The sequence below is a fragment of the Pseudomonas sp. WS 5010 genome (genome assembly GCF_012985565.1).
Lineage (GTDB): Bacteria > Pseudomonadota > Gammaproteobacteria > Pseudomonadales > Pseudomonadaceae > Aquipseudomonas.
Map to the genome: position 1 here is coordinate 767157 of NZ_JAAQWQ010000002.1, position 24621 is coordinate 791777.

A 24621-nucleotide genomic window follows, 5' to 3' on the forward strand; every position below is an offset into this window, starting at 1 on the left:
TTTGCACTAGCTGCCCAGCTTTCGGACGCCTGCATGTCAAAGTCACGCCGTTACGCGATCATCGGCCTGAGCGCCCTGTTGTTTGTCGCACTGATCTTTTGGTATTTCTCCCGCACCCCCAGCGTGTCCGTCCCGCCGGCTGTTGCCCACGGTTACTCCAAGGCCCTGAAACAGGCACATAACGGCGAGCCTGGCGCCGCGCGCGTGTTGTATCAGCAACTGGGCCGGCCGGACCTCTCCGACATCCGCCGCGCCGCCCTGCACGGCGAATTGCACAACTACCCAAGCCCCCAGGCCTTGAAGCTGGCGGACAAGGACCTGAGCCACGAATCCCCCCTGGTGCGCCAGGCGGCCATCGCCAGCATCGTCGGCCTGGTGCCCAGCGGCCAGCGCACCCTGTTGCTCGGCCCATTGCTCGATGATGACGAACAAAGCGTACGGTTTGCCGCCGCCAATGCCCTGCTGGGCCTGTCGCCCGACACCCTGGGCCTGTACTTCGGCCCCTTGCAGCTGGTGCTGGATGAATATGTGAAGTACCTCAAGACCCAGCCTGAAAGCCCCGAAGGCTGGATCCAGCTGGCACGCCTGTACATTCACAGCGCCCTGCTGCCCGAGGCGCAACATGCCCTGGAACAGGCATTGCGCCTGGATCCGCAGAACCTGCCGGCAGTGGTCGCGCGCATCGAGCTGCTGGACAGACAGGGCAAGGTCGATGACTCGCGCCAGGTGCTCGCCACCCAGTTGCAAGCCCACCCCGAGTCAGCCTACCTGCAACATGCCCTGGGCATGTGGCTGCTGCACCATGGCGAGCGCGAGTACGCGCTGCTGGGCCTGTCCAAGGCGGTGGAGCTGGAACCCGACAACCAGGATTACCGCTACGACCTGGCCACCACCCTGCACGACCAGGAGGAACTGGAAGCCGCCCAGCGCCAGTTGGAAGAAATCGTCCAGCGCCACCCGGCCAACCGCAAGGCGCGGGTGCTGTTGATCAACTATTGGAAAGAAAGCGGCCAGTTGCAGAACGTGCAGGTGCTGCTGGCCCAGCTGGAGCAGCAAAACCCGGACGATCCGGCCCTGCAACAAGGCCTGTGACGCGCGCCAGGCATTGAAATCTGTGGACTGCCTTGCACAAAAACAAGAAAACGTTGAACCGCCCCACAGCCCAACGGTCAAGTGAATATGGCGCGCCTTGACCGGCGCGCCCCTCAACTTATACGTGACCCGAGGGCACTTCTTGTCTACATCCAAAGAGCTGTTCACAGCAAAGGCGGCCACCGGCATCGAAGGTCTTGATGACATTCTTGCCGGGGGGCTATCGCGTAGCCATCTGTTCCTGCTCGAAGGTGAGCCCGGCACCGGCAAGACCACCGTGGCCCTGCAGTTTCTCCAGGCCGGCGCCAAGGCCGGGGAACGATCGCTGTATATCACCCTGTCGGAAACCGAGCGCGAGCTGCGCCAGGGCGCCAAGTCCCACGGCTGGGACCTGGATGAGCACATCCATATCTTTGAACTGACCCCACCTGAAAGCCTGCTCAATGCCGAGCATCAGCAAAGCCTGCTGTACTCCTCCGACCTTGAGCTGGGCGAGGCCACCCGGCAGATCTTCGAGGTGGTAGAACGGGTCAAGCCCACCCGCGTGGTGATCGACAGCCTCTCGGAAATCCGCCTGCTGGCCCAAAGCTCGTTGCGCTATCGAAGGCAGATCCTGGCGATCAAGCACTACTTCGTGCGTTACGAAGCCACCGTGCTGCTGCTGGACGACCTGACCACCGAATCCCTGGATAAAACCGTACACAGCGTGGCCCACGGGGTAATCCGCCTGGAAGAACTGACCCCCAACTACGGCGCGGAACGACGCCGGGTACGGGTGGTGAAGTACCGTGGCCAGAAGTACCGTGGGGGCTTTCACGACTTCACCATTATGGAAGATGGCGTGCATGTGTTCCCCCGCCTGGTGGCGGCCGAGCACCGCAGCGGTTACAGCCGCCAGACCCTGACCAGCGGCATTCGCGAGATGGATGCGCTGCTCGGCGGCGGGATCGAGACCGGCTCCAGCACCCTGATCCTCGGCCCTGCCGGTACCGGCAAATCCTTGATCTCGATGATCTTCGCCGCAGCAGCAGTGGCCCGTGGCGAAAAGGCCGCGCTGTTTATCTTCGATGAAGAGCTGGGCCTGCTGTTCGACCGCATGAAAAACATGGGCATTGACCTGGCCGCCCTGCAAGCCACCGGCAACCTGCTGATCGAGCAGGTGGATGCCGCCGAGCTGTCGCCCGGCGAGTTTTCCCACCGGGTGCGGCGTTGCGTGGATGAGCGCCAGATCAAGACCGTGGTCATCGACAGCATCAACGGCTACCAGGCAGCGATGCCTGAGGAAAACGCCCTGGTGCTGCACATGCACGAGCTGTTGCTGTACCTCAACCGCCGTGGCGCAGCGACCTTCATGACCGTGGCCCAGCACGGCCTGGTCGGCGACATGCAAGCGCCGGTGGATATCACCTACCTGGCAGACACGGTGATCCTATTGCGCTACTTCGAAGCACTGGGCAAGGTACGACGGGCAATTTCCATCATCAAGAAACGCACCGGCAGCCATGAATCGACCATCCGCGAATACCGCATCGCCAGCCGTGGCATGACCATCGGCGAACCCCTCGAAGCCTTCCAGGGCGTGCTGCGCGGAGTGCCCACCTACATGGGTGCCGGCAAGCCGCTGCTCAAGGATGAGAGCTTGTGAGTAGCCTGCCGGCCGTTTCCGAGCGCGCGATCATTCTCGCGCCCTTGGGACGGGACAGCTCGCTGGCGCTGATGATGCTCAACGAGGCAGGTTTCAGCGGTATCGCCGCCCCCAACCTGCCCATGCTCTGCGACGAACTGGAACAGGGCGCGGGCCTGCTGATCATCGCCGCCGAAGCCTTGCACGGGGTCGGGCTGGAACCGCTGCTGGACTATCTGCACCAGCAGCCAGCCTGGTCGGACCTGCCCATCGTCCTGATGACCCACCATGGCGGCACCGAACAGAACGCCTCATCCCACTTGAGCGCCAGGCTGGGCAACATCACCTTACTGGAGCGGCCGTTTCACCCGGTGACGCTGATCAGCCTGGTGACCACCGCCCTGCGCGGGCGCCGACGGCAATACGAAGCCCGCGACCGCCTGATCGACCTGAGCCAGAGCGAACTGCGCCTGCAACGCACTCTCGAAACCCTCGAACAGCAAGTCGAAGAACACACTGCGCAACTGCGCAGTAACGAAGAAGCCTTGCGCCAGTCACAAAAAATGGAAGCCGTGGGCCAGTTGACCGGCGGTATCGCCCACGACTTCAACAACATGCTTACCGGGATTATCGGCAGCCTCGAACTGCTGCGCCGGCGCCTGGCCCGGGGCCGCCTGGACGACCTCGACAGCCTGATCGACCTGGGCGTGACCTCGGCCAACCGCGCCGCCGGCCTGACCCACCGCCTGCTGGCGTTTTCCCGCCGCCAGTCGCTGGACTCCAAGCCGGTGGAAATCAACCAGTTGGTGACGTCCATGGGCGAATTGCTGCAACGCAGCCTCAATGAAAGCATCGTGCTGGAGATGCAATTGAGCGGGCAGCTGTGGACCGCCGAAGCCGACCCCAATCAGCTGGAAAGCGCCCTGCTCAACCTGGCGCTGAATGCCCGCGACGCCATGCCTGACGGCGGTCGACTGGTGGTCGAAACGCGCAATCGCCACCTCGATAACGTATTCACCGCCGCCTACGGCACCCTGACCCCGGGCGACTACGTGGAGCTGAACGTCAGCGACACCGGCTGCGGCATGCCGGAAAACGTGATCAGCCGCGCCTTCGACCCGTTCTTCACCACCAAACCCATCGGCCAGGGCACCGGCCTGGGCCTGTCGATGATCTACGGGTTCGCCCGCCAGTCCCGTGGCCATGTGATCATCCACAGTGAGGTCGGCAAAGGCACCACGGTGAGCCTGTTCCTGCCCAGGTTTGTCGGTGAAGTCACTGCCGATTCCCCGCAGGACCCGGCATTGCTGCCGTTTGCCAACGCCGGCGAGTGTGTGCTGATTGTCGAGGATGACCCGGCGGTACGGGTGTTGGTGAGCCAGGTACTGAGTGAGCTGGGCTATGCCTTTGTCGAGGCGGGAGATGCCGACAGTGCGCTACCGATTATCGAATCCAGCCAGCGCATTGACCTGATGATCAGCGATGTGGGCTTGCCGGGCATGAACGGCCGCCAATTGGCGGAGATCGGCCGGCAGATCCGTCCGGACCTGAGGGTGTTGTTCATTACCGGCTATGCCGAGCACGCGGCGGTGCGCGGCGGGTTCCTGGACCCGGGCATGCAGTTGATCACCAAGCCCTTTACCTTCGACCTGTTGACGGCGAAGGTGCGGGAGATGATTCAGGCCTGACATGCGGGGGCATTTGCAAAAAACGCTCCCGCGTCGCTGCACGGTCAGGACCTGCCAGCACGCGCCTGAAGCTTCAGGCCAGCAGCCGCTGGATATGCTCATGCAGCGTATCCAGATCAAACGGCTTGGCCAGGATCGGCGCGTTACGGGTGATCGGGCTGTTGCAGTCGAGGATCTCCTGCGGGTAACCGCTGATAAAGATCACCTTCAATTCCGGCCGCAGCTTGATCGCAGGCTCAGCGATCTGCACCCCGGAAATCCCGCCAGGCAGTCGATAGTCAGTCACCATCAGGTCCAGGTGCGGCTTGGAAGCGAGGATTTCGAAAGCCTGCTCGCCGTCGATGGCCTTGAGAACCCGGTACCCAAGGCCCGCGAGGTACTCGCCCAGCACGAACATGATCGACTCGTCATCCTCGACGATCAGTACAACATCTTGCGCATCTTCACTCATGGGAAGCCTTTGTCCGGTCAATTGCTGCTGATACGACCATAGGGTCACGCAGAGGTTGCGTCGGGGTGACGATTGATTTCACGCCCCGGCCCCCAGGGGCAGGCACACACGGAACAATGCGCCCTCTCCTATCTGGCTCTCGACTTCAATCGTGCCGCCGTGGGCCGCAACGATCTGTTCGGAGATAAACAGCCCAAGGCCAAGCCCGGCCACCGCATGGTTGGCCGATACGCGCTCGAACTGCTGGAAAATCCGCTTCTGGTTGTCTTCGCTGATACCGATCCCGCGGTCCCGGACTTCCACCCTGGCCTCGCCATGTTCGGCATACACCCGTACCGCCACCGGGCTCTTGGCGCCGTAGCGCAGGGCGTTGGTCAACAGGTTGGACACCACCTGCTCGATGCGAAACTCATCCCACTTGCCCTCCACCGGCTGCGGCGCATCCAGTTGCACCGACGACTCGGCCGCCGCCACTTGCGGGGCAAAGTTCTCCAGCAGGTTACGCACCAACTGCGCCAGGTCGAACTGCCCCGGGCGGATCGACAGCTTGCCGGTGCGGATCCGCGACACATCGAGCATGTCTTCGATCAAGCGGATCAGGCTCTGGATCTGCCGTTCATCGCGATCGACCATGGCGTGCATCTTGTCCAGGGTAAAGGCAGCGGCGTTGTCCCGAGCCAGGTGCATCTTGCGCAACTGGGTCTCCAGGATCAGGCCGTTGAGGGGCGTACGCACCTCATGGGCGACGATGGACATGAAGTCATCGCGCATGCGCACCGCCTGCTCCAGCTCGGCCTGGGTCGCCTGCAGGCGGTTGAGCAACAACTCCTGCTCGCGCCGGCTTTGCTCCAGGGCTTCGACCTGCTGCTTCATGGCCTTGCTCTGGCGGTGCAGGTCGACGAATACATTGACCTTGCTCTTGACCGCGTGGATGTCCAGGGGCTTGTGCAGGAAATCCACCGCGCCACTCTCGTAGCCCTTGAAGGCGTAATTGAGCTCACGACCGGCGGCACTTACAAACACGATGGGAATGTTCTTGGTCTTTTCGGTGCCACGCATCATCTCGGCCAGTTCGAAGCCGTTCATGCCGGGCATCTGCACGTCGAGAATAGCCATGGCGAACTCATGCTCGAGCAGCAGCGACAAGGCTTCGTCCGCGCTCAATGCCTTGTAGACCTGGCGGTCCTCGCGCTTGATCAGTGCCTCAAGGGCCAGCAGGTTTTCCGGCAGATCGTCGACGATCAGCAGTTTGGCCTGGATAGTACTTAACATGGGGAAGATTCCAGGGAAGCCAGCAAAGCGCCAATCCGGCTCAAGGTAAGAATTTGGTCAGGTGCATGCAATGCCAGTGCCGCCTTGGGCATCACCGCCACCCGGGCCTCGGCAGGGTCCTGGACCACGGTGGTGCCGCCACGCAGCTTGACGTGGGCCAGGCCACGCGCGCCGTCCTGGTTGGCGCCGGTCAAAAGGATCGCCAGCAGATGCGGGCCATAGGCATCGGCGGCCGACTCGAACAGATAGTCAATGGCCGGGCGCGAGTGATGCACGCGCTCTTCCTGGCTCAAGGACAGGCTGCGGTCCTGCTCCACCGACAGGTGGTAGCCGGGGCCGGCAAAATACAGGGTGCCGGGCTGGATCATCTCCTTGTCCCGCGCCTCCACCACATGCATTGCCACGCGCCGGTCAAACACCTCGGCCAACTGGCTGCGCCGCTCATCCGGCAGGTGCAGTACGGCAATGATCGGCAGGTCGAACCCAGGCGCCAAGGCCCCGAAAATACTCAGCAACGCCTCGACCCCACCGGCGGATGCGCCAACGACAATGGCTTGGACACCCGACACACGGGCCGGGCTGGCAGTTGCTTGGTTCATGATTTGCGGTAGATCCGTTCTTGCTTGACCAAGGGTTCGAATTGCTTGCTGTAGGCGGAGAAATCCAGGGTTTCCTTACTGCCCAGCACCAGGAAGCCGCGATGACACAGCGACTCATGAAACAACCCAAACGCCCGATCCTGCAATTTTTTATTGAAATAAATCAGTACGTTACGACATGAAATCAATTGAGTTTCCGAAAATACGCTATCGGTCGCCAGGCTGTGGTCGGCGAACGTTACGTTCTCGCGCAGGGTCTTGTCGAAGATCGCGTAATCGTAGGCTGCCGTGTAGTAGTCGGCAAACGAACGCTGCCCTCCGGCCTGCTGGTAGTTGTGGGTGTAGGCACGCACGTTTTCCAGGGAAAAGATCCCCTGCTTGGCCTTCTCCAGGGAATTGGGGTTGATATCGGTGGCGTAAATGATAGTGCGTTCCAGCAAGCCTTCCTCGCGCAGCAGGATGGCCATCGAATACACCTCCTCCCCGGTGCTGCAGCCGGCGATCCAGATCTTGATCGACGGGTAGGTCTTGAGCAGCGGCACCACTTCCTGGCGAATCGCCAAAAAGTGCGATGGGTCGCGAAACATCTCGCTGACCGGGATGGTCAGGAACTGCAGCAACTGCATGAACGCCGTGGGATCGTGTAGCACCCGCTCCTGCAAGGCCGAGATGGTCTTGCAGTCGAACTGGCGCAAGGCGTGGGCCACACGGCGCTTGACCGAAGCCCCGGAATAGTCGCGAAAGTCATAGCTGTACTTGAGGTAAATCGCCTCGATCAGCAAGCGCAGTTCAATATCATTACTTCGATCCACTTAGTGTATTTCCACTTAAATGCGTTCCATCTTGGGCAACCACACCCGGATCAGCGAAAACAGCCGGTCCAGGTCAATCGGCTTGGCCAGGTAGTCGTTGGAGCCCGCCGCGAGGCAGCGCTCCTGATCGTCCTTCATGGCCTTGGCCGTCACCGCGATGATCGGCAGCTTGCGCCAGCGCGGGTCCTGGCGGATCAAGGCGGTGGCCTCGTAGCCATCCATCTCCGGCATCATCACGTCCATCAATACCAGGTCGATGTCCTCGACCTCATTGAGCCTCTCGATCGCCTCACGGCCGTTGCGGCCAATGACCACAATCGCGCCCTTGTGCTCCAGGGCGCTGGTGAGGGCGAAGATATTGCGCACATCGTCGTCCACCAGCAGCACCTTGCGCCCCTCGAAGACCTTGTCGCGGCTGCGGGCGGTCTTGAGCATCTTCTGTCGTTCCTGGGACAGCTGGGATTCGACTTTGTGCAGAAAGAGTGTCACTTCATCCAGCAACCGTTCCGGCGAACGGGCGCCCTTGATGATGATCGAGCGTGAATACTTGCGCAGTTCTGCCTCTTCGTCGCGGGTCAGGTTGCGCCCGGTGTAGACAATCACCGGCGGGAACGAGCAGATATCCTCGGTGGCCATGCGCTTGAGCAACTCGTTGCCGAGCATGTCCGGCAGCTTGAGGTCGATGATCATGCAGTCGTACACCGTGCTGCGCAGCAGGTCCAAGGCCTCCTGGGCGAAGCCAACAGCGGTGATTTCAATGTCGTCATCACCGATCAGGCGCGCGATGCTGTCGCGCTGCAAATCATCGTCTTCCACCAGCAGGATGCGCTTGACCTTCTGCGTCAGCTTGGCCTCCAGGCGCGCAAATACGTCCTTGAGCTCTTCGCGGGTGGTGGGCTTGACCGCATAGCCGATGGCGCCCATGTGCATGGCGGCTTCCACGCGATCCTCCACGGAAATCACATGCACCGGGATATGCCGGGTCTCGGCGTGTTCCTTGAGGCGTTGCAGCACGGTGAGCCCGGAGTGGTCAGGCAGGCGCATGTCCAAGAGGATCGCGTCGGGCAGGTACTGTTCGGCGAGGCTATAGCCCTCGTCCGCACCATGGGCCACCAGGCAGTGGTAACCCAGCTCATGGGCCAGGTCGAAGAGGATGCGCGCAAAGTTCGGCTCATCTTCCACCACCAGGATGCAACGGGTAACGAACGGTGCCTGCTCGCGGTCGTCGGCAAAGCGCGGGATCAACGCTTCATCCGCCACCGGCAACGGTGAAACCCGTACCGGCGCCACAGGGGCCGGGGCGGCCACCATGGCCCGCGGCTGCTCGATAAGCGGCGCGTCTTCGTCGCGCTCCACGTACTGCTCTGGCAGCACCAGGGTAAAAATGCTGCCCTGGCCCGGCTCGCTGGTGACGTTGATGTAGCCGCCGAGCAAGGTCGCCAGGTCGCGGGAAATCGACAGCCCCAGGCCGGTGCCGCCATAGCGGCGGTTGGTGGTGCCGTCGGCCTGGCGGAAGGCTTCGAAGATGCTTTGCTGCTGGTCGGGCGCGATGCCAATGCCGGAATCGCGCACGGTAAAGGCAATGCCCTCCCCCGGCTGGCGGGAAATGGTCAGGCTGACCTGGCCCTTCTCGGTGAACTTGACCGCGTTGGACAGCAGGTTCTTGAGGATCTGTTCCAGGCGCTGGCGGTCGGTGAACAGCATCAGCGGCGCGCCGGCCTGCACTTCCACCTGGAAACCCAGCTTGCGGTCGCGGGCCATAGGCTCGAACATCCCGCGCAGGCCCTCGACCAGGCGTGCCACGCTGGTGTTCTCGGGACGCATATCGAGCTTGCCGGCCTCGACCTTGGCAATGTCCAGGATGTCATTGATCAGGTTAAGCAGGTCGTTGCCCGCCGAGTAAATCGACTCGGCAAACTTGACCTGTTCGGCACTGAGGTTTTCCTCGGAGTTTTCCGCCAGCAGCTTGGCCAGGATCAGCGAACTGTTGAGCGGCGTGCGCAGTTCATGGGACATGTTGGCGAGGAACTCGGACTTGTACTTGCTGGAGCGCTGCAACTCGTCGGCGCGGTCCTCCAGCTCGACCTGCACGCGATTGAGCTCGACATTCTTGCGGTCCATGGCGTCGCGCTGGTCGGCAAGGATCTGGGTCTGCTCGGCCAATTGCTCGTTGGTCTGCTCCAGCTCCGCCTGCTGGGTTTCCAGGTGCGCCTGGGATTCCTTGAGAATGCGCGACTGCTCTTCGAGTTCCTCGTTGGCGGTCTTGAGCTCTTCTTGCTGCACTTGCAACTCTTCGTTGAGCTGCTGGGTCTCGGCCAGCACTTCCTGCAAGCGCTGACGATAGCGCGCCGCCTCGATGGAGGTGCCGATATTGCCCGCGATCAGCTCCAGCAGCTCCACATCGCGGTCGTCCAGGGGGCGCAAGAAGCCCAGCTCGATCACCCCATTGACCCGGTCATCATCACTGGTCGGCACCACCAGCACGCTACGCGGCGCGCCATCACCCAGGCCCGAGCTGACCTTGAAGTAATCCACCGGCACATCGTCCAGGCGAATCAAACGGTGCTGCTGTGCCGCCTGGCCGACGATCCCCTCATCGCGGTAGATCGCCTGCTCCTGCTGCTCCTGCTCCCGGGAAAAGCCATACGCGGCCACACGCTTGAGGCCGCCATGTTCTTCGCGCACATACAGCGCAGCCACCACCGAGCCCATGTACTGGGCACAGAATTGCAAAATATTGCGCCCCAGCAGGTTCAGGGTCAGTTGGCCAAGCACCTGTTCGGCCAGCTCGGTCTGCCCGTTGCGCAGCCAGGCCTGCTGTTCCAGGCGCTTGGCGATCTTCATCTGCGAGGCCAAGTTGGCGCTGTAACTGTCGGAAAGCACCATCAGATTCTTTCTGCCGACGTAGGCCAGGAAACCACTCAGGCCCAGCACAAACAGCAGGTAGAAGGTCACGCTCAGGACTGTGGTGCGAGTCACGTCCTCATTGCGGTCGATGCGAAACTGCTGCTCCATGGCAACCGCGGCGTCGTATTCCTTGCGAATTTCGTCGGTCAGGCGCTTACCCCTCCCGGCTTTCACCGCGCCACGGTAATCACCGTTCTGCCGTTGCAGGTCAATCATCGTCTGGGCGTAGTTGTTCCACTCCAGTTGCAGCGACTCCAGGCGCTTGAGTCGGTCCACTTGCTGGGGGTTATCCGCCACCAGCGCCTGCAAATTGCGCAGGTCGGAAATGATCCGTGGCTTGGCCACTTCGTAGGGGTCGAGAAAATGCTCATCCCCGGTAATCAGGAAACCGCGCATGCCGGTTTCCTGGTCGACGGTCAGTTTCGCGGTTTCATTGAGGTTATTGATCACCCGATCGGTGTGCTCCACCCACTGGATCACCGATAGCAGGTAGGTGATCAGGCACACGAAAAACACCGCGCTGAGCACACCCACGCCCAATGGCAAGGCCACGTTACGGCTCAGGAGTTTGCGGAAACTGTTTTCATCGACGGACGATGCGGGAGTCATGGGCGTGCCTTGGCCAAGAGCGGAAAAACCGGGAGTTTGCCCCAAAATCGTCGGTAAGGGCTACGTTTATGACGTATTTCAACGACACACTCAGGACATTGCGCCGGATTATCGGCACAATACCCACCCCGCTTGGGGAACTTGCCGGGATCGACGCAACTCACTAGAGGATGGTCTCGTTAACACCATCATCTGGGAACCCTCATTATGTCCGCTGCCTCCACCATCCTTGTCGTCGAAGACGATGCCATCGTGCGCATGTTGATCGTCGATGTGCTCGAAGAACTGGAGTTCAAGGTGCTCGAGGCTGAACACGCCGAAGCCGCCCTGGTATTCATAGAAGACAACATCCATGTGATCGACCTGATGATGACCGACTGGGGCCTGCCGGGCATGAATGGCAAGGAGCTGGCGCAGCGAACACGCACATTGCGCCCAAGCCTGCCCATCCTGCTTGCCAGTGGCTATGCCGAAAACATTGAGCTGCCCGCAGGTGTGCAGATGATTGCCAAGCCATTCTCCATCGATCAACTGCGCGATAAAGTCAAAAGCATGCTGGGTTGACTCACCCCCCCGTATCCCCGCAAACAAACCGTGATTGCCCCCACACAAAGTCATTAATTCGTTCGAGTGACTAGCGAGTCTGAATTTAACTGCTAGCTTCAAACGACATGTCCTACCAGGTTTTCGAATAAGGACTACCGGCAGCCCTACGAAAGCGCTATCGGGTCAGTGACCAAGGAACTGGGGAATCATCATGTTCACAGCACCGCGACTTCCAGCATGTATGTTGGCCGCTTTACTGTTGCCCGCGTGTTCTGCCCAGGCCGATAACGCCGAAACCGCCAACAAGAGCAACAACCCGCTCAACATGGCACCCGGCGCCAACTTGCAGGACTACTACACCCCCAGGCTGTACGACACCAATGCCCATACCAATGACGTGTTGCTGCGCGGCACCCTGCCCATTGCCCCCTCGGACTTTATCGGCGTGCCCCAACTGCTGCGCGCCACCCTGCCCCTGAGCACTCGCCCCGATCCCCATAGCGGCTACAGCACCGGCATCGGTGACCTGAACCTGTTCGATATCTTCCTGCTCAAGACCGAAGGTGTGCAGTTGGGCATCGGCCCGCAGCTCACCGCGCCGACTGCCGAGCACGATGAACTGGGCACCGGCAAATGGCAGGCCGGCCTGGCAGCCGTGGCCATCGACGCCTCGCCCCGTGGCCTGCTGGGCGCGCTGGTGCAGTACCAGAGCTCGTTTGCCGGCGACCGCGACCGGGCCCACGTGGAAAGCGCGACCTTCCAGCCCTTCATCATCCATAACCTGCCCAAGGGCTGGTACCTGCGCTCCACGGGCACCTGGACCTTCGACCTGAAGAACGACACCCACTACATCCCCATCGGCTTTGGTGCGGGCAAGGCCTGGAAAGCCGGCAGCAATATTCTCAACGCCTACGTCGAGCCGCAGTGGACGGTGGCGCGCAAGGGCGATGGCCTGCCGCAGTTCACCCTGTTCGCCGGGATCAACGTGACTTTCGGGAAATAAGGACGATTTATGCAGGCCCTGATGCGCAATGCCGGCTTCACCCTCCTGGCTCTGTCCGCCAGTTGTGGCGTGGGCGTGCACGCCCAGACCCTCGACACCCGCATCGGCCCGATCACCATGGAGGGCGAATTGCCCGCCCACAGTGAAATCGCCAAGCTGTACGGCGAGCTGGATTTCCAACAGGCCACCCAGAGTTTTCTCTGGGCTCTGCCGCTGGTGTCCTACGCCCAATGGCAGGACGAATTCAGTACCAAGCTCGGCGCGCGCAGTGGCGACCTGATGGTGCTCACCACCTACGAAGACAAGCTCGGGGTGATCACGGCCAATGCCACCACCCCGTATATCCTGGGGTTTGTCGACCTCAACGAGACCGGCCCGCTGGTGATCGAGTTGCCACCGGGGCCTACCGCCGGCGGCATTGGCGACTTCTGGCAGCGCGCAATCATCGATATGGGCCAGACCGGCCCGGACCAAGGCAAGGGCGGCAAGTACCTGGTGCTGCCACCGGGCCACGAACCGCCCGCCGATGCGGGCAAGTATTACCTGGCCAAGTCGCAAACGATGAACGTGCTGGTGGGCTTTCGCGTGCTCGACCCCGACCCGGCCAAGGGCAAGGCCCTGGTCGAGCAATTTCGCATGTACCCCTACGCCCAGCGCGCCAACCCTGGCAAAACGCGCTTGCTGTCACCCGCTGGCAAGCCGTGGTCCGGCACCCAGCCGCGCGGCATGGCGTACTGGGAGCGCCTGCACGGGATCATCCAGAAGGAGCCAGTCAACGAGCGCGACCGTTTCTACATGGCCATGCTCGCCAGCCTGGGCATTGAGAAAGACCGGCCGTTCAACCCCAACGAGCACCAGCGCCAGGCCCTGGAGCAAGGTGCGCAGATGGGCGAGTTGATCGCCAAGGCCAACGCCTTCGCCAAGCGCTTCCCCCAGGCCCAGTACTGGCCGGACCGCCAGTGGGATACGGTGCTGAACATCGCCGCCCCCTCCCAGCGCGTGACCTTCTACGACCAATTATGGGAGCGCAGCGCCTGGTTCTATGAAGCGGTGACCAACACCAAGGGCATGGTCTCCAAGACTCCGGGCCTGGGCCAGACCTATCTCGGCGCCTACACCGACCAGAAGGGCCAATGGCTCGATGGCGCCAAGCACTACAAACTGCACGTGGGCGCCAACCCACCGGCCAAGCAGTTCTGGTCGATGACGGTGTACGACATCGACAGCCGCTGCCTGATCGACAACCCGCAACGCAAGGCCGACCTGTCTTCTCGCCAGGACCTGAAGAAAAATCCCGACGGTTCGGTGGATTTGTACTTTGGCCCCACCGCGCCAAAAGACTTCGAGAACAACTGGGTGCAAACTCTGCCGGGCAAACACTGGTTCAGCTACTTCCGCTTGTATGCCCCTACCGAGGCCTACTTCGACAAGCGCTGGAAGCTCGACGACATCACCCCTGTTCCCTGACGGTTTGAAGGAAGGACGCACCAACATGATTGGAAAACCGACGCGCCTGCTGCTGGCGAGCCTCTCGATACTGCTGAGTACCGGCGCCTGGGCGGACTTTACCGCCTCCCCCGGCGAAGCCCGGGCCATTGCCAAGGAAGCGTACCTGTATGGCTTCCCGGTAGTGGAAATGTACAAGACCCTCTACACCCAGGCGGTGGACAAGGGCGGCGCCAACTTCAAGGCGCCGTTCAACCACATCGGCAACACCGCCAAGGTTTTCACCCCCAAGGACACGGCCTTCGTCACCCCCAATTCGGACACCCCCTACTCCTTTGTCTGGCTGGACCTGCGCCGCGAGCCGATGGTGCTGACCCTGCCGAAAATCGAGGACAACCGCTATTACTCCGTGCAGTTGATCGACCTCTATACGCAGAACTTCGCCTACCTGGGCACCCGCAGCACCGGCAACAATGGCGGGCACTACATGGTCGCCGGGCCCGACTGGAAGGGCCAGCAACCGGTGGATGTGGACCGTGTGGTCTACAGCGAAAGCAATATCGCCTACGCCCTGTATCGCACCCAGTTGTTCGATGACAAGGACCTGGCCAAGGTCAAGCAGATCCAGGCCGGCTACAAGGTCCAGCCCCTGAGCGGCTACGTCAAACAGGCAGCGCCGGCCAAGGTGGCGAAGATCGAGTGGCCCAAACCGGTCGCCGAGATGAGCGACAGCCCGCAGTTGTTCCGCTACCTGAACTTCATGCTGGCCTTCGCCGCGCCCCAGGACAGTGAAAAAGAGCTGCTGGCGCGTTTTGCCAAGATCGGGATCGCCCCTGGCGCGCCGTTCAAGGTTGCCCAGTTGAGCGCCGAACAACGCAAGGCCCTGGAAGACGGGATCGCCGATGGCAAGGCCGAGTTCGCCACCTTCAAGAAAGACAAGGTCGACACCCATCAAGTGGCCAGCGGTGACCTGTTCGGCAGCCGCGACCACCTGCAAAACAATTACCTGTACCGCTACGCCGGTGCCGACATGGGGATTTTCGGCAACTCCACCGATGAGGCCGCCTACATGGGCTACTTCGTCGACAGCGAGGGCAAGCCGGCCAACGGCGCCAAGCACAGCTACACCCTGCACTTTGCCAAGGGTCAACTGCCGCCCGCCGACGCGTTCTGGTCACTGACCATGTACAACGGCAAAAACAAGCTGCTGGTGGCAAACCACAAGAAACGCTACCTGATCAACTCGCGGATGTTGCCCCAGCTCAAGCTCGATGCCGATGGCGGCCTGACGCTCAAGGTCCAGCATCACGAACCGCCCAAAGCCGAACAAAGCAACTGGCTGCCAGCACCACCCGGTCCGTTCTACGCCGTACTGCGCATTTACCTGCCCAAGCCTGAGGTGGGTAACGGCCAGTGGAAACTACCGGCGCTGACCCCGGTGAAATAACCGCCCCGACACCCCTGACATCAGGCCCAGACAAGGAGTAGCGCCATGGTTTCACGCAGTCGACTGAGTGCATTCGCCGCCGCCACGCTGGCGCTGGTGCCAGGGATAAGTGTTGCGGACAATGCCAGGGATTGGCAGAACACCCCTACCGATCTGAATATGCTGTTCGGCTACTACAACCGGGTGGACACCAACACCCCCATCGACACCACGCTGCCCATCGATGGCCTGTCGCTCAACGCCGATGTGTATCTGTTGCGCTACGCGCGCTCGTTTGGCATCGACGGGCGTAACAGTGCCATCCAGTTTATCCAGCCCTATGCCGATGTTTCGGCGTCCTTCGATAACGCGCGCTTCTTCGATGGCACCAAGCACAACGGCGGCATGGGCGATGCCCAGGTGGTGTTCGCCCATAACATCTTCGGCGGCCCGGCCCTCACGGCGGCGGAGTTCGCCAGCTGGAAACCCGAGACCTTCCTGACCGGTGCCCTGTGGGTCACCGTGCCCACCGGTGACTATGACAAGGACCGCGTGATCAACATCGGCGCCAACCGCTGGGTGGTCAAGCCAGAACTGGGCTTCGGCACGCCGTTGGGCCCCACTTGGCTTGAGATCAATACCTGGGTCTCGCTGTTTGGCGACAACGACGAGTACCACGGCGACAGCAAGCTGGAGCAAAAGCCGCTGTACGCCATCGAGGGTCACTACAGCTACACCATCAATCGCGCGCTCTGGGCCTCGCTGGATGCCACCTACAGCCGGGGTGGTGAAAGCAAGATCGACGGCATCTGGCAGGACAACAAGCAGGAAAACGGCCTGTTGGGGGCAAGCCTGGGCTTTATGCTCACGCCGCAATTCGGCGGGTTGCTGGCCTATTCCGACACCATTGCCGAGCGACGCGGCTCGCCCGACGTGAACACCTGGACCTTGCGCATGCAATACGTCTGGTAATCGCATTCGTGAGGTACGCCATGTCGCGCTTTCATCGTATGTTGCTGGGCCTGCTGCTTGTCAGCGGCGGTGCCGTGGCCGGCGAACTGGAGCCCAAGGCCCTGGCCGCCCTGGAGCAGATGGGCAGCTATCTGCGCAGCGTGCAGCAGTTACGGCTCGATACCGACAGCCGCACCGACCAGGTCCTGGAGAGCGGCCAGGTCATCGAGTTCAATCACCAGACTCACCTGCAGGCCAGGCAGCCCGACAAGCTGCGGGTGCAGGTGGAACGCAATGGCGAGCGCCGCAGCCTGTTCTATAACGGCCAGCGCTTCACCCTCTACGACAGCCGCAGCGGCTACTTCACCGAGCAGGCCGCTCCCACGGATATCGCCAGCCTGCTCGCCCAATTAAGTGAACGGTACGGCATCGAACTGCCCCTGGCCGACCTGTTCCGTTGGGACGCCACTACCGCCAAGGCCGCCGGTCTGAGCGACGCACTATGGATCGACAGCCAGACCCTCAATGGCCAGGTATGCGATCACTACGCCTATCGCCAACCGGACATCGACTGGCAACTGTGGGTGCGCCAGGGCCCGCAGCCACTGCCGTGCCGCCTGGTGATCAGCCGCCGCGACAGCGCCGGGCAGCCGCGCCACAGCGTCGACTATCGCTGGCAGCTGGACGCCCCGAGCAACGACCGCGACTTTGAATTCACCCCGCCAGCCGGTGCCCGGGCAATCCCCCTGGCCCCCGCAGGAGCACAACCATGAAGCCCATGGCGGCGGTGCTCACTGCCAGCTTGCTGCTGACCCTGTTCAACCCGCTGACCGCCCACGCCTGGCAGATGCGCGGCGGTGGTGGCGCACGGACCTTCGTCGTGCCCCATGGCGGTGGCGGTTTCCATCCACCGCCGCCGCACCCGATGCCGGCGCCCCGGCCCATGCCGCCTCATCCCGAGCCACACCCGCAGCCGGGGCCGCATCCGTATCCCGGGCCGGGACCAGGGCCTGGGCCGCATCCTTACCCGATGCCACCGCCGCCACCACCGCCACCACCGCCGCCGGATGATTGGTATCACCCCTGGGCCACGGCCGCCGTGATCGGCGCCACCACCGCGACGATCCTGGCCATCGGCACGCGGGTCAACACGGTGCCGGTCGATTGCGTGTCGGTCATCGCCAATGGCGTGGCCTACCAGCATTGCGGGCCGACCTGGTACCAACCGCAGTACGTCGGCAGTTCCGTGCAGTACATCGTGGTCGCCGCACCCTGGTGATCCAATGCTTCAAGGATGATTGTGATGACAGCGCTCAACGATCTTAACGCCCTGCAAGCCAGCATCGCCGAAAGCGTGCTGGGCCAGGACCAGGTTATCCGGCAGATCCTCCTGGGCCTGCTGGCCAACGGTCACCTGCTGCTGGAAAGCCTGCCGGGGCTGGCCAAGACCCGCACGGTCAAGGCCCTGGCCAGGCACCTCGACGCGCAGATGAGCCGGATCCAGTTCACCCCCGACCTGCTGCCTTCGGACATCACCGGCGCCGAGGTGCTGCACCAGGTGGACGGGCAGAACCAGATCCGTTTCCAGCCCGGCCCCTTGTTCGGCAACCTGATCCTGGCTGATGAAATCAACCGCGCCCCGGCCAAGGTCCAGGCCGCCCTGCTCGAAGCCATGGAAGAGCGGCAAATCACCGTGGCCGGCGCCAGCCACGCGCTGCCCGAACTGTTTATCGTGGTCGCCACCCAGAACCCCATCGAACAGGAAGGCACCTACCCACTGCCGGAAGCGCAGATGGACCGCTTTTTGCTGAAAATCCTCCTCGACTACCCCAGCGCCGACGATGAAAGCCAGGTGCTGCGCTTGCTGCGGGCCGAAGAACAGGCAGGCGACGCCCCTGTCACTCAGGGCTTCAACCTGGCACAAGAGGTGATCTTCGCCGCTCGCCGGGAAGTCAGCGCCGTGCAGGTCGCGCCGGCCATCGACCGCTACCTGATCGACCTGATCAACGCCACCCGCCATCCCGGCGACTACGACCCGGACCTGGCACGCTGGATCAGCCTCGGCGCCAGCCCCCGTGGCGGCATCGGCCTGGACCGCTGCGCACGCGCCGATGCCTGGTTGCAGGGCCAGGCATTCGTCACCCCGGCCAACGTGCAAGCGGTGGTGCATCCAGTACTGCGCCATCGCCTGCAACTGAGCTACGACGCGGTGGCCGATGGAGTCAGTGCCGATCAGGTGCTCGACCGCCTGCTGGCCAAAGTGGCGATCCCGGCATGAACGCCGACGGTCAGGTCTACGTGTCCCTCGGGCAGTTGATGGCCCTGCAGTTCCAGGCACGGGGCTTGAGTTTTGTGGCACGCCAGCCCCAGGGCAGCATCCTGGCGGGCAACCATGCGTCACGCCTGCGCGGGCGCGGCCTGAACTTCGATGAACTGCGGCGCTACCAGCCCGGTGACGACCTGCGCCACCTCGACTGGCGCGCCTCGCTGCGCACCGGCAAGCCGGTGGTGCGCGCCTTTACCGAAGAGCGCGACCGCCCGGCCTTGATCGTGGTCGACCAGCGCATGTCGATGTTCTTTGGCTCGGTGCGCAGCTTCAAATCAGCCGTCGCCGCCGAACTGGCGGCGCTCGCCGCGTGGATGGTATTCAACGCAGGCGACCGGGTCGGCGGCGTGGTGTTCAACGATGAGCGCATCGACGCCGTGGCCCCGTTGCGCAGCCGCAAGCGGGTCGAGGCCCTGTGCAGCCGTATCGTGCAGCACAACCAGGCGCTCAATGCGCGCAATCCGGACCATGAGGGCGACGGGCAACTGGACAAGGTCTTGCAGCATTGCCTGGCGCTGGCCGGGCATGACCATTTGATCTGCATCGTCAGCGACTTTGCCGGCGCCGGGCCGCGCACCCTGCAACTGCTGCGCCAGCTGTCGGCCCATAACGATGTGCTCGCCTTGCAGGTCTACGATCCGCTGGCCCTCAACGTGCCCAAAAGTGGCCAACTGCGCGTGACCCAGGGCCAGTTGCAGGTGGAATTGGCCGTGCAACAACAGCAGGTGCGCCAACCCCTGGGGGATTTTCTCGGCGGCCGCCTCAAGGATGTCGCCAACCTGTTGCGGCGCAGCCAGGTGCCCGTGCTGATGTTCAGCAGCGCCCTGCCCGCCGCCGAGCAATTGCGCGACGAACTGGGCAGGCGCCGTTGAACGCCCAGGTGCCGAGCATCGAACAGCTGCAAGAGCTGGGCTTGCCCGCGCCCGTCAGCTACTGGCCGCAGACCTGGGGTTGGTGGCTGCTGCTCGGCCTGCTGATCCTCGGCCTGCTGGTGTGGGCGGCCAGGGCCTGGCTTGCGTGGCGCCGCAATGCCTATCGCCGTGAGGCCCTGGCCCGCCTGGATGCGCTGGAGGATCTACGGGAACTGCCGGTGTTACTCAAGCGCGTGGCGCTGTCGATGCCCCTGGCCCCCGAAGAGCTGCAACGCGTGCCGACCTTGAGTGGCGCCGACTGGCAAGCCTTCCTGCAACGCCATGGCGCTGGGCAGGTGCCGGCGGACCTCAGCCGGCAACTGGCCGAACTGGCTTACGCGCCGCCCGAGGCGCTGGGCGCCGAACAGCGTGCACGCCTGCTGGCCCAGTGCCGAACCTGGGTGGAGGGGCATCATGTGGCAGCTTGATTACCCCTGGTTGTTGCTCCTGCTGCCAGCGCCCTGGCTGGCCTGGCGTTACCTGCCCGCCTACCACGAGGCGCGCAGCGCGGTGCGGGTGCCGTTTTTCGCCGGGATGAGCCGCGCGGTGGGGCAAGCCCCGGCAGCCAGCGGCAGCCGCAGCAATCGCGGGCAACTGCTGCTCAACCTGCTGGTCTGGGCCCTTCTGGTGCTGGCCGTGGCGCGCCCGGTCTGGGTAGAAAAACCTATCGAACGCCAACAGCCGGTGCGCGACCTGATGCTGGCCATCGATATTTCCCAGTCCATGCAGACCCAGGACTTCACCGACGCCAGCGGCCAGAAGATTGACCGCCTGGCCGCAGTCAAACAGGTGGTGCAGGGGTTTATCCAGCGGCGCAAGGATGACCGCCTGGGCCTGATCCTGTTTGGCAGCGGCGCCTACCCCCAGGCACCGCTGACCCTGGACCATGCCAGCCTCGCGCTGCTGCTCGATGACAGCGGCATCGGCATGGCCGGGCCCAACACGGCCATTGGCGATGCCATCGGCCTGAGCTTGAAGCTGCTGGACGCGGCCCACGAGCAGGAGAAAGTGCTGATCCTGCTCACCGACGGCAACGACACCAGCAGCGCAATCACCCCGGACCACGCCGCCAGCATGGCTGCGGCCAAAGGCGTGGTAATCCATACCATCGGCATTGGCGACCCCGGCGCGTCGGGCGAGGCCAAGGTCAACCTGGGCGCCTTGCAACAGATTGCCGACGCCACCGGCGGGCGCTATTTCCGTGCAGAAAACCGCGACACCCTGGACCAGATCTACAGCACCCTCGACCAGCTCACCCCCCATCAGGTCCAGACCCTCAGCCACCAACCCAAGCGCGATCTGTTCTGGCTGCCCCTGGGCGCAGCCTTGAGTGTGTTCGCCGTATACCACCTGATCGCTGCAGCATGGCCGTACCGCACCAGACGGGAGGTGCCGGATGGCGTTCAACCTCAGTGACTTGCACTTCCTGCGCCCCGCCTGGCTGCTACTGGCCTTGATCGGCGTGCTGCTGCCCCTGCTCTGGCGGCGTAACCGCGACCTGCAACGCCGCCTGCGCGGCAATATCGCCCCGCACCTGTTGCCGCACCTGTTGCTCACGCCCAGCGATACCCATCGCCTGCGCCCGGTGCACCTGGCCAGTGCGTTGCTGGTGCTCGGCGCCCTCGCCGCTGCCGGGCCGACCTGGGAGCAGGACCGACCGGCTTTCCTGGAGAATCGCGCACCGTTGATCATTGCCCTCGACCTGTCCCCGTCCATGGACAACATCGACGTGCCGCCCACCCGCCTGGAAGCGGCCAAACACAAGGTGCATGACCTGGTTGCGCGGCGCAAAGGCGCAAGAACCGCACTGATCGTCTACGCCGGCAGCGCGCACCTGGTGTTGCCGCCCACCGATGACCCGGCGCTGCTGGACAGCTTTATCCAGGCCCTCGCCAGCGAACTGATCACACGGCCGGGCAAGGACGTGGCTGCGGTCATCGAGCAAGCCAGGCGCCTGCTCGACGCAGAAAAATCCCCCGGCACCCTGCTGCTGCTCAGCGACGGGGCCGACGTCGCCCAACTGCCGCGGCTCAAGCCCCTGTTGGCCGACAGCCCGCTGCAAGTGTTGGTCCTGGCGGTGGGCAGCAACCCCGGCAGTTTCGACGCCCCGGCCTTGAAGCAACTGGCCGCCGCCACCGATGCGCCGCTGGGCAGCTTGACCCTCAATGACGACGACCTGGACTGGGTGGAGCTGCACGCGCAGCAGCACTTCCAGGCGGCCGATGAACAACAGCGCGCCCTGCAATGGAAAGACGAAGGCTACTGGCTGTGTTGGCCGCTGTTGCTGGTGGCACTGTTCGGCGTGCGCCGGGGCTGGAGCCTGAATTGGGCCGCCGTGGTGATGCTGGGCCTGTTCCTGCAACCCGCGCCGGCCCAGGCCAACGGGCTGGCCGATGCTTTTCTGACAGCCGATCAACAAGGGCGCTGGGCCTTCGAGCACCACCACTACCCCGCCGCCGCCCGCCTGTTTGTCGACCCCTACTGGAAAGGCATCGCGGCCTATAACGCCGCCGACTACGATCTGGCCCAGGCCACCTTCGCCCAACTCGACAGCGCGCAGGCGGCGTTCTACCTGGGCAATATCCATGTGCGCCGCTTCAAGTTCGACCAGGCCATCAGCGCCTACCAGCAAGCCTTGCAGCGCCAGCCACAGTTCCCCGAGGCCAGTGCCAACCTGGCATTGGCCATGGCCCTGAAAAAAGACACCGAAAGCGCCGCCGACAACGCCCCCGAGGTCAAGCCCGACGCGATCAAGTTCGACAAGACGCCCGGCAAGGGCCAAACCAAGGCGGTGCAGACCGAACAAGCCAGCAGTGACGCCCTGTGGTTGCAGAACCTGACCACCTCGCCGGCCAACTTCCTGCGGCGCAAATTCAGCCTGCAAGACCAGGGCGGCGCCCATGAATAAGCCTGCCCTGCTCGGCCTGCTGTTCTGCACACAGCTCATGGCCGGCGAGCCGCAACTCAAGGTGCACGTGCAACTGCTGCCCGGCCCGGCAGTGATGGTGGGCGAGCAAGCGCAGTTGCAGGTGGACGTGCTGACCGACACCTGGTTCACCACTGCCGCCAGCCTGCCCGCCCTGCAATTGCCGGGCGCCCGGGTCGAGGCACCGGGGGGCGAGGCCGAGCACCTGACCCAGGTGATCGACGGCCAGAACTTCTATGGCATGCGCTATCGCTACCGCATCACTCCCAACGTGGCACAGCAGTTCAACGTGCCGTCCCTGGCCGTCAGCGCCCAACCCGGTCAGGCCAGCGCCCCTCTGACTGCGCACAGCGCGCCACTGGCGTTCAAGGCCACGCTGCCACCCGGATTCAACCCCGGCGAGAACCTGCTGGTGGCCGAAGGGGTGCGCCTGAGCCAACACCTCAGCACCTCGGCCACACCGCTGAAGGTGGGCGACAGCCTGACCCGCACCCTCACCCTGCAAGCCGACAACACCCCGGCGCTGTCCTTGCCGGCGCCGCCTCAAGCCTCGATCGAAGGCCTGCGCGCTTACCCGCAGGCGGCGCTGATCAGCAACCTGGACGACGGGCGCGGTACTGTCAGCGGCGGCCAGCGCGTGGACCGTTGGGTATACCGGGTCGAACAGGGCGGCCATTACCAGTTACCGGCCATCAGCGTGAAATGGTGGGACAGCCGCAACCATCGCCTGCAAGTGGCGCAGTTGCCCGCCATCAGCGTCGAAGCCCTGGCTGGCAGCGACTACCGCCCGACCTTTTCGATCGCCCAGGACCTCAAGGACTTGGGCCAACACACGCGCTGGCAACTGTCGCGCCACGGCCTGGCCTGGAGCGCGGCGCTGGTGCTGCTGCTATTGGCCGGCTACCTCGGCCACTCGCTCTGGCCACGGCTGCCAGCACTGTGGCGCCGCGCCTGGGCGACATTGCGCCGGGTCTGCCGTCGACTACGCTTGCTACCACTGAACCCCCGTCGCGAAAAGGATTTCCCATGACGTCTCTGCGCCGCTCCCTGCCCCTGCTGCTGTGCCTGAGCTTTCCCGCATGGGCCAGCGACCCGCTGCCATCATGGAATGAAGGACCGAGCAAACAGCACATCATCGAATTCGTCCAGGCCGTGACCGCCGAAGGTTCGACGGACTACGTCAAGCCCGCCGAGCGCATCGCCGTGTTCGACAACGACGGTACCCTGTGGACCGAGCAGCCGGCGTACTTCCAGGTGCTGTTCGCGTTCGATGAAATCAAGCGCCTGGCGCCCCAGCACCCGGACTGGAAAACCACCCAACCGTTCAAGGCCGTGCTGGAAAACGACCACCAGGCCCTGGCCCAGAGCGGCATGGACGGCCTGCTGAAAATCATCGGTGCGACCCATACCGGGATCAGCACCGAGACCTTTATCGCCAATGCCAAGGCCTGGCTGACCCAGGCCCGCCATCCGAAAACCGGCAAGCCCTACACCGAGATGATCTACCAGCCGATGCTGGAAATGCTCGACTACCTGCGCAGCCAGCAATTTAAGACCTACATCGTGTCCGGCGGCGACACCGCCTTCATGCGCGCCTTTGCCGACGTGGTCTATGGCGTACCGCCGGAACAGGTGATCGGCAGCAGCTTCGTCACGCAGTTCCAGATCAACGACGGCAAGCCGCAGATCCTGCGTACCGCCAAGCTGGCCCATAACGACGATGGCCCGGGTAAGCCGGAAAGCATCGATGCGGTGATTGGCCGGCGACCGATCCTCGCCTTCGGCAACTCCGACGGCGACTTGCAGATGCTGCAATGGACGGCGGCAGGCGCGGGGAAACGTTTCATGGGGCTGGTGCACCACACCGACGCTGCGCGGGAGTGGGCGTATGACCGCAACTCTTCGGTGGGGCGCCTGGACAAGGCCCTGGACGAGGCCAATACAAAGGGTTGGACCGTGGTCGATATGGCCGCCGACTGGCGGCGTATCTACCCGTTCGAGCCGGTTGTGCAAAAGCAGGTGCAATAAGCAA

Annotated in this window: 22 protein-coding genes; 17 read left to right on the top strand and 5 right to left on the bottom strand. The window is 63.2% G+C overall.

Annotation, left to right across the window (positions count from 1 at the left end; genetic code table 11):
• Positions 1-33 precede the first annotated feature (33 nt).
• From HBO11_RS08040 to HBO11_RS08050, 3 genes are all read left to right on the top strand, one after another.
• Positions 34-1092, top strand: coding sequence for a tetratricopeptide repeat protein (locus HBO11_RS08040; protein WP_169952487.1), 1059 nt, complete (start codon positions 34-36; stop codon positions 1090-1092).
• Between the two features lie 142 nt (positions 1093-1234).
• The gene (locus HBO11_RS08045) at positions 1235-2737 is read left to right on the top strand and encodes an ATPase domain-containing protein (protein WP_169952490.1); all 1503 of its coding nucleotides are present in this window, start codon (positions 1235-1237) and stop codon (positions 2735-2737) included.
• Positions 2734-4404 (top strand): response regulator, encoded by a 1671-nt coding sequence (locus tag HBO11_RS08050; RefSeq protein WP_170058860.1) that lies wholly within the window; start codon positions 2734-2736, stop codon positions 4402-4404. Before HBO11_RS08045 ends, HBO11_RS08050 begins: the two co-directional genes overlap by 4 nt.
• A gap of 73 nt (positions 4405-4477) precedes the next feature.
• On the opposite strand, the gene HBO11_RS08055 is transcribed toward HBO11_RS08050, so the two are convergent.
• The 5 genes from HBO11_RS08055 to HBO11_RS08075 form a co-directional block, all read right to left on the bottom strand.
• Positions 4478-4855 (bottom strand): response regulator, encoded by a 378-nt coding sequence (locus tag HBO11_RS08055; RefSeq protein WP_029290496.1) that lies wholly within the window; start codon positions 4853-4855, stop codon positions 4478-4480.
• A gap of 78 nt (positions 4856-4933) precedes the next feature.
• On the bottom strand, positions 4934-6127 hold the full coding sequence (locus tag HBO11_RS08060) for a hybrid sensor histidine kinase/response regulator (RefSeq protein WP_169952496.1): 1194 nt from the start codon (positions 6125-6127) through the stop codon (positions 4934-4936).
• Complete coding sequence (locus tag HBO11_RS08065) at positions 6121-6726, bottom strand: chemotaxis protein CheB (protein ID WP_169952498.1); 606 nt, start codon at positions 6724-6726, stop codon at positions 6121-6123. The genes HBO11_RS08060 and HBO11_RS08065 overlap by 7 nt, the downstream gene beginning before the upstream one ends.
• Complete coding sequence (locus tag HBO11_RS08070; RefSeq protein WP_169952500.1) at positions 6723-7538, bottom strand: protein-glutamate O-methyltransferase CheR; 816 nt, start codon at positions 7536-7538, stop codon at positions 6723-6725. The genes HBO11_RS08065 and HBO11_RS08070 overlap by 4 nt, the downstream gene beginning before the upstream one ends.
• Positions 7539-7553: 15 nt before the next feature.
• A complete protein-coding gene (locus HBO11_RS08075) occupies positions 7554-11054 on the bottom strand; it encodes a response regulator (protein ID WP_169952502.1) in 3501 nt (1166 codons plus the stop codon).
• A gap of 207 nt (positions 11055-11261) precedes the next feature.
• On the opposite strand from HBO11_RS08075, the gene HBO11_RS08080 reads away from it, so the two are divergent.
• From HBO11_RS08080 to HBO11_RS08145, 14 genes are all read left to right on the top strand, one after another.
• Positions 11262-11618 carry a response regulator gene (locus HBO11_RS08080; RefSeq protein ID WP_169952505.1) on the top strand — a complete coding sequence of 119 codons (357 nt, stop codon included), beginning with the start codon at positions 11262-11264 and terminating at the stop codon, positions 11616-11618.
• Positions 11619-11841: 223 nt separating this feature from the next.
• Positions 11842-12603 (top strand): hypothetical protein, encoded by a 762-nt coding sequence (locus HBO11_RS08085; protein ID WP_169952507.1) that lies wholly within the window; start codon positions 11842-11844, stop codon positions 12601-12603.
• A gap of 9 nt (positions 12604-12612) precedes the next feature.
• Positions 12613-14070 carry a DUF1254 domain-containing protein gene (locus HBO11_RS08090; RefSeq protein WP_169952509.1) on the top strand — a complete coding sequence of 486 codons (1458 nt, stop codon included), beginning with the start codon at positions 12613-12615 and terminating at the stop codon, positions 14068-14070.
• Between the two features lie 25 nt (positions 14071-14095).
• On the top strand, positions 14096-15496 hold the full coding sequence (locus tag HBO11_RS08095) for a DUF1254 domain-containing protein (protein WP_169952511.1): 1401 nt from the start codon (positions 14096-14098) through the stop codon (positions 15494-15496).
• Positions 15497-15541: 45 nt separating this feature from the next.
• Positions 15542-16447, top strand: a complete 906-nt coding sequence (locus HBO11_RS08100) for a transporter (protein WP_169952514.1) — start codon at positions 15542-15544, stop codon at positions 16445-16447.
• Positions 16448-16467: 20 nt separating this feature from the next.
• On the top strand, positions 16468-17199 hold the full coding sequence (locus HBO11_RS08105; protein ID WP_169952516.1) for a DUF2092 domain-containing protein: 732 nt from the start codon (positions 16468-16470) through the stop codon (positions 17197-17199).
• A complete protein-coding gene (locus HBO11_RS08110) occupies positions 17196-17705 on the top strand; it encodes a hypothetical protein (protein ID WP_169952517.1) in 510 nt (169 codons plus the stop codon). Before HBO11_RS08105 ends, HBO11_RS08110 begins: the two co-directional genes overlap by 4 nt.
• A 24-nt stretch (positions 17706-17729) precedes the next feature.
• Positions 17730-18704: a MoxR family ATPase gene (locus HBO11_RS08115; protein ID WP_169952518.1), complete on the top strand. Its 975-nt coding sequence runs from the start codon at positions 17730-17732 to the stop codon at positions 18702-18704.
• A complete protein-coding gene (locus tag HBO11_RS08120; protein WP_169952519.1) occupies positions 18701-19624 on the top strand; it encodes a DUF58 domain-containing protein in 924 nt (307 codons plus the stop codon). Before HBO11_RS08115 ends, HBO11_RS08120 begins: the two co-directional genes overlap by 4 nt.
• Positions 19621-20091, top strand: coding sequence for a DUF4381 domain-containing protein (locus tag HBO11_RS08125; protein WP_169952520.1), 471 nt, complete (start codon positions 19621-19623; stop codon positions 20089-20091). The genes HBO11_RS08120 and HBO11_RS08125 overlap by 4 nt, the downstream gene beginning before the upstream one ends.
• Complete coding sequence (locus HBO11_RS08130; protein ID WP_169952521.1) at positions 20078-21079, top strand: VWA domain-containing protein; 1002 nt, start codon at positions 20078-20080, stop codon at positions 21077-21079. The genes HBO11_RS08125 and HBO11_RS08130 overlap by 14 nt, the downstream gene beginning before the upstream one ends.
• Positions 21060-22571 carry a VWA domain-containing protein gene (locus HBO11_RS08135; protein WP_169952522.1) on the top strand — a complete coding sequence of 504 codons (1512 nt, stop codon included), beginning with the start codon at positions 21060-21062 and terminating at the stop codon, positions 22569-22571. Before HBO11_RS08130 ends, HBO11_RS08135 begins: the two co-directional genes overlap by 20 nt.
• Positions 22564-23619 carry a BatD family protein gene (locus tag HBO11_RS08140; RefSeq protein WP_169952523.1) on the top strand — a complete coding sequence of 352 codons (1056 nt, stop codon included), beginning with the start codon at positions 22564-22566 and terminating at the stop codon, positions 23617-23619. The genes HBO11_RS08135 and HBO11_RS08140 overlap by 8 nt, the downstream gene beginning before the upstream one ends.
• Positions 23616-24617, top strand: coding sequence for an HAD family hydrolase (locus HBO11_RS08145; protein ID WP_169952524.1), 1002 nt, complete (start codon positions 23616-23618; stop codon positions 24615-24617). The genes HBO11_RS08140 and HBO11_RS08145 overlap by 4 nt, the downstream gene beginning before the upstream one ends.
• The last annotated feature ends 4 nt before the right edge of the window (positions 24618-24621 follow it).

Coding starts and splice junctions, on each gene's coding strand:
- HBO11_RS08130 (WP_169952521.1), top strand. CDS start 20,078: ATGTGGCAGCTTGATTACCCCTGGTTGTTGCTCCTGCTGCCAGCGCCC.
- HBO11_RS08085 (WP_169952507.1), top strand. CDS start 11,842: ATGTTGGCCGCTTTACTGTTGCCCGCGTGTTCTGCCCAGGCCGATAAC.
- HBO11_RS08065 (WP_169952498.1), bottom strand. CDS start 6,726: ATGAACCAAGCAACTGCCAGCCCGGCCCGTGTGTCGGGTGTCCAAGCC.
- HBO11_RS08135 (WP_169952522.1), top strand. CDS start 21,060: ATGGCGTTCAACCTCAGTGACTTGCACTTCCTGCGCCCCGCCTGGCTG.
- HBO11_RS08115 (WP_169952518.1), top strand. CDS start 17,730: ATGACAGCGCTCAACGATCTTAACGCCCTGCAAGCCAGCATCGCCGAA.
- HBO11_RS08055 (WP_029290496.1), bottom strand. CDS start 4,855: ATGAGTGAAGATGCGCAAGATGTTGTACTGATCGTCGAGGATGACGAG.
- HBO11_RS08060 (WP_169952496.1), bottom strand. CDS start 6,127: ATGTTAAGTACTATCCAGGCCAAACTGCTGATCGTCGACGATCTGCCG.
- HBO11_RS08090 (WP_169952509.1), top strand. CDS start 12,613: ATGCAGGCCCTGATGCGCAATGCCGGCTTCACCCTCCTGGCTCTGTCC.
- HBO11_RS08100 (WP_169952514.1), top strand. CDS start 15,542: ATGGTTTCACGCAGTCGACTGAGTGCATTCGCCGCCGCCACGCTGGCG.
- HBO11_RS08145 (WP_169952524.1), top strand. CDS start 23,616: ATGACGTCTCTGCGCCGCTCCCTGCCCCTGCTGCTGTGCCTGAGCTTT.
- HBO11_RS08140 (WP_169952523.1), top strand. CDS start 22,564: ATGAATAAGCCTGCCCTGCTCGGCCTGCTGTTCTGCACACAGCTCATG.
- HBO11_RS08040 (WP_169952487.1), top strand. CDS start 34: ATGTCAAAGTCACGCCGTTACGCGATCATCGGCCTGAGCGCCCTGTTG.
- HBO11_RS08105 (WP_169952516.1), top strand. CDS start 16,468: ATGTCGCGCTTTCATCGTATGTTGCTGGGCCTGCTGCTTGTCAGCGGC.
- HBO11_RS08110 (WP_169952517.1), top strand. CDS start 17,196: ATGAAGCCCATGGCGGCGGTGCTCACTGCCAGCTTGCTGCTGACCCTG.
- HBO11_RS08120 (WP_169952519.1), top strand. CDS start 18,701: ATGAACGCCGACGGTCAGGTCTACGTGTCCCTCGGGCAGTTGATGGCC.
- HBO11_RS08095 (WP_169952511.1), top strand. CDS start 14,096: ATGATTGGAAAACCGACGCGCCTGCTGCTGGCGAGCCTCTCGATACTG.
- HBO11_RS08075 (WP_169952502.1), bottom strand. CDS start 11,054: ATGACTCCCGCATCGTCCGTCGATGAAAACAGTTTCCGCAAACTCCTG.
- HBO11_RS08080 (WP_169952505.1), top strand. CDS start 11,262: ATGTCCGCTGCCTCCACCATCCTTGTCGTCGAAGACGATGCCATCGTG.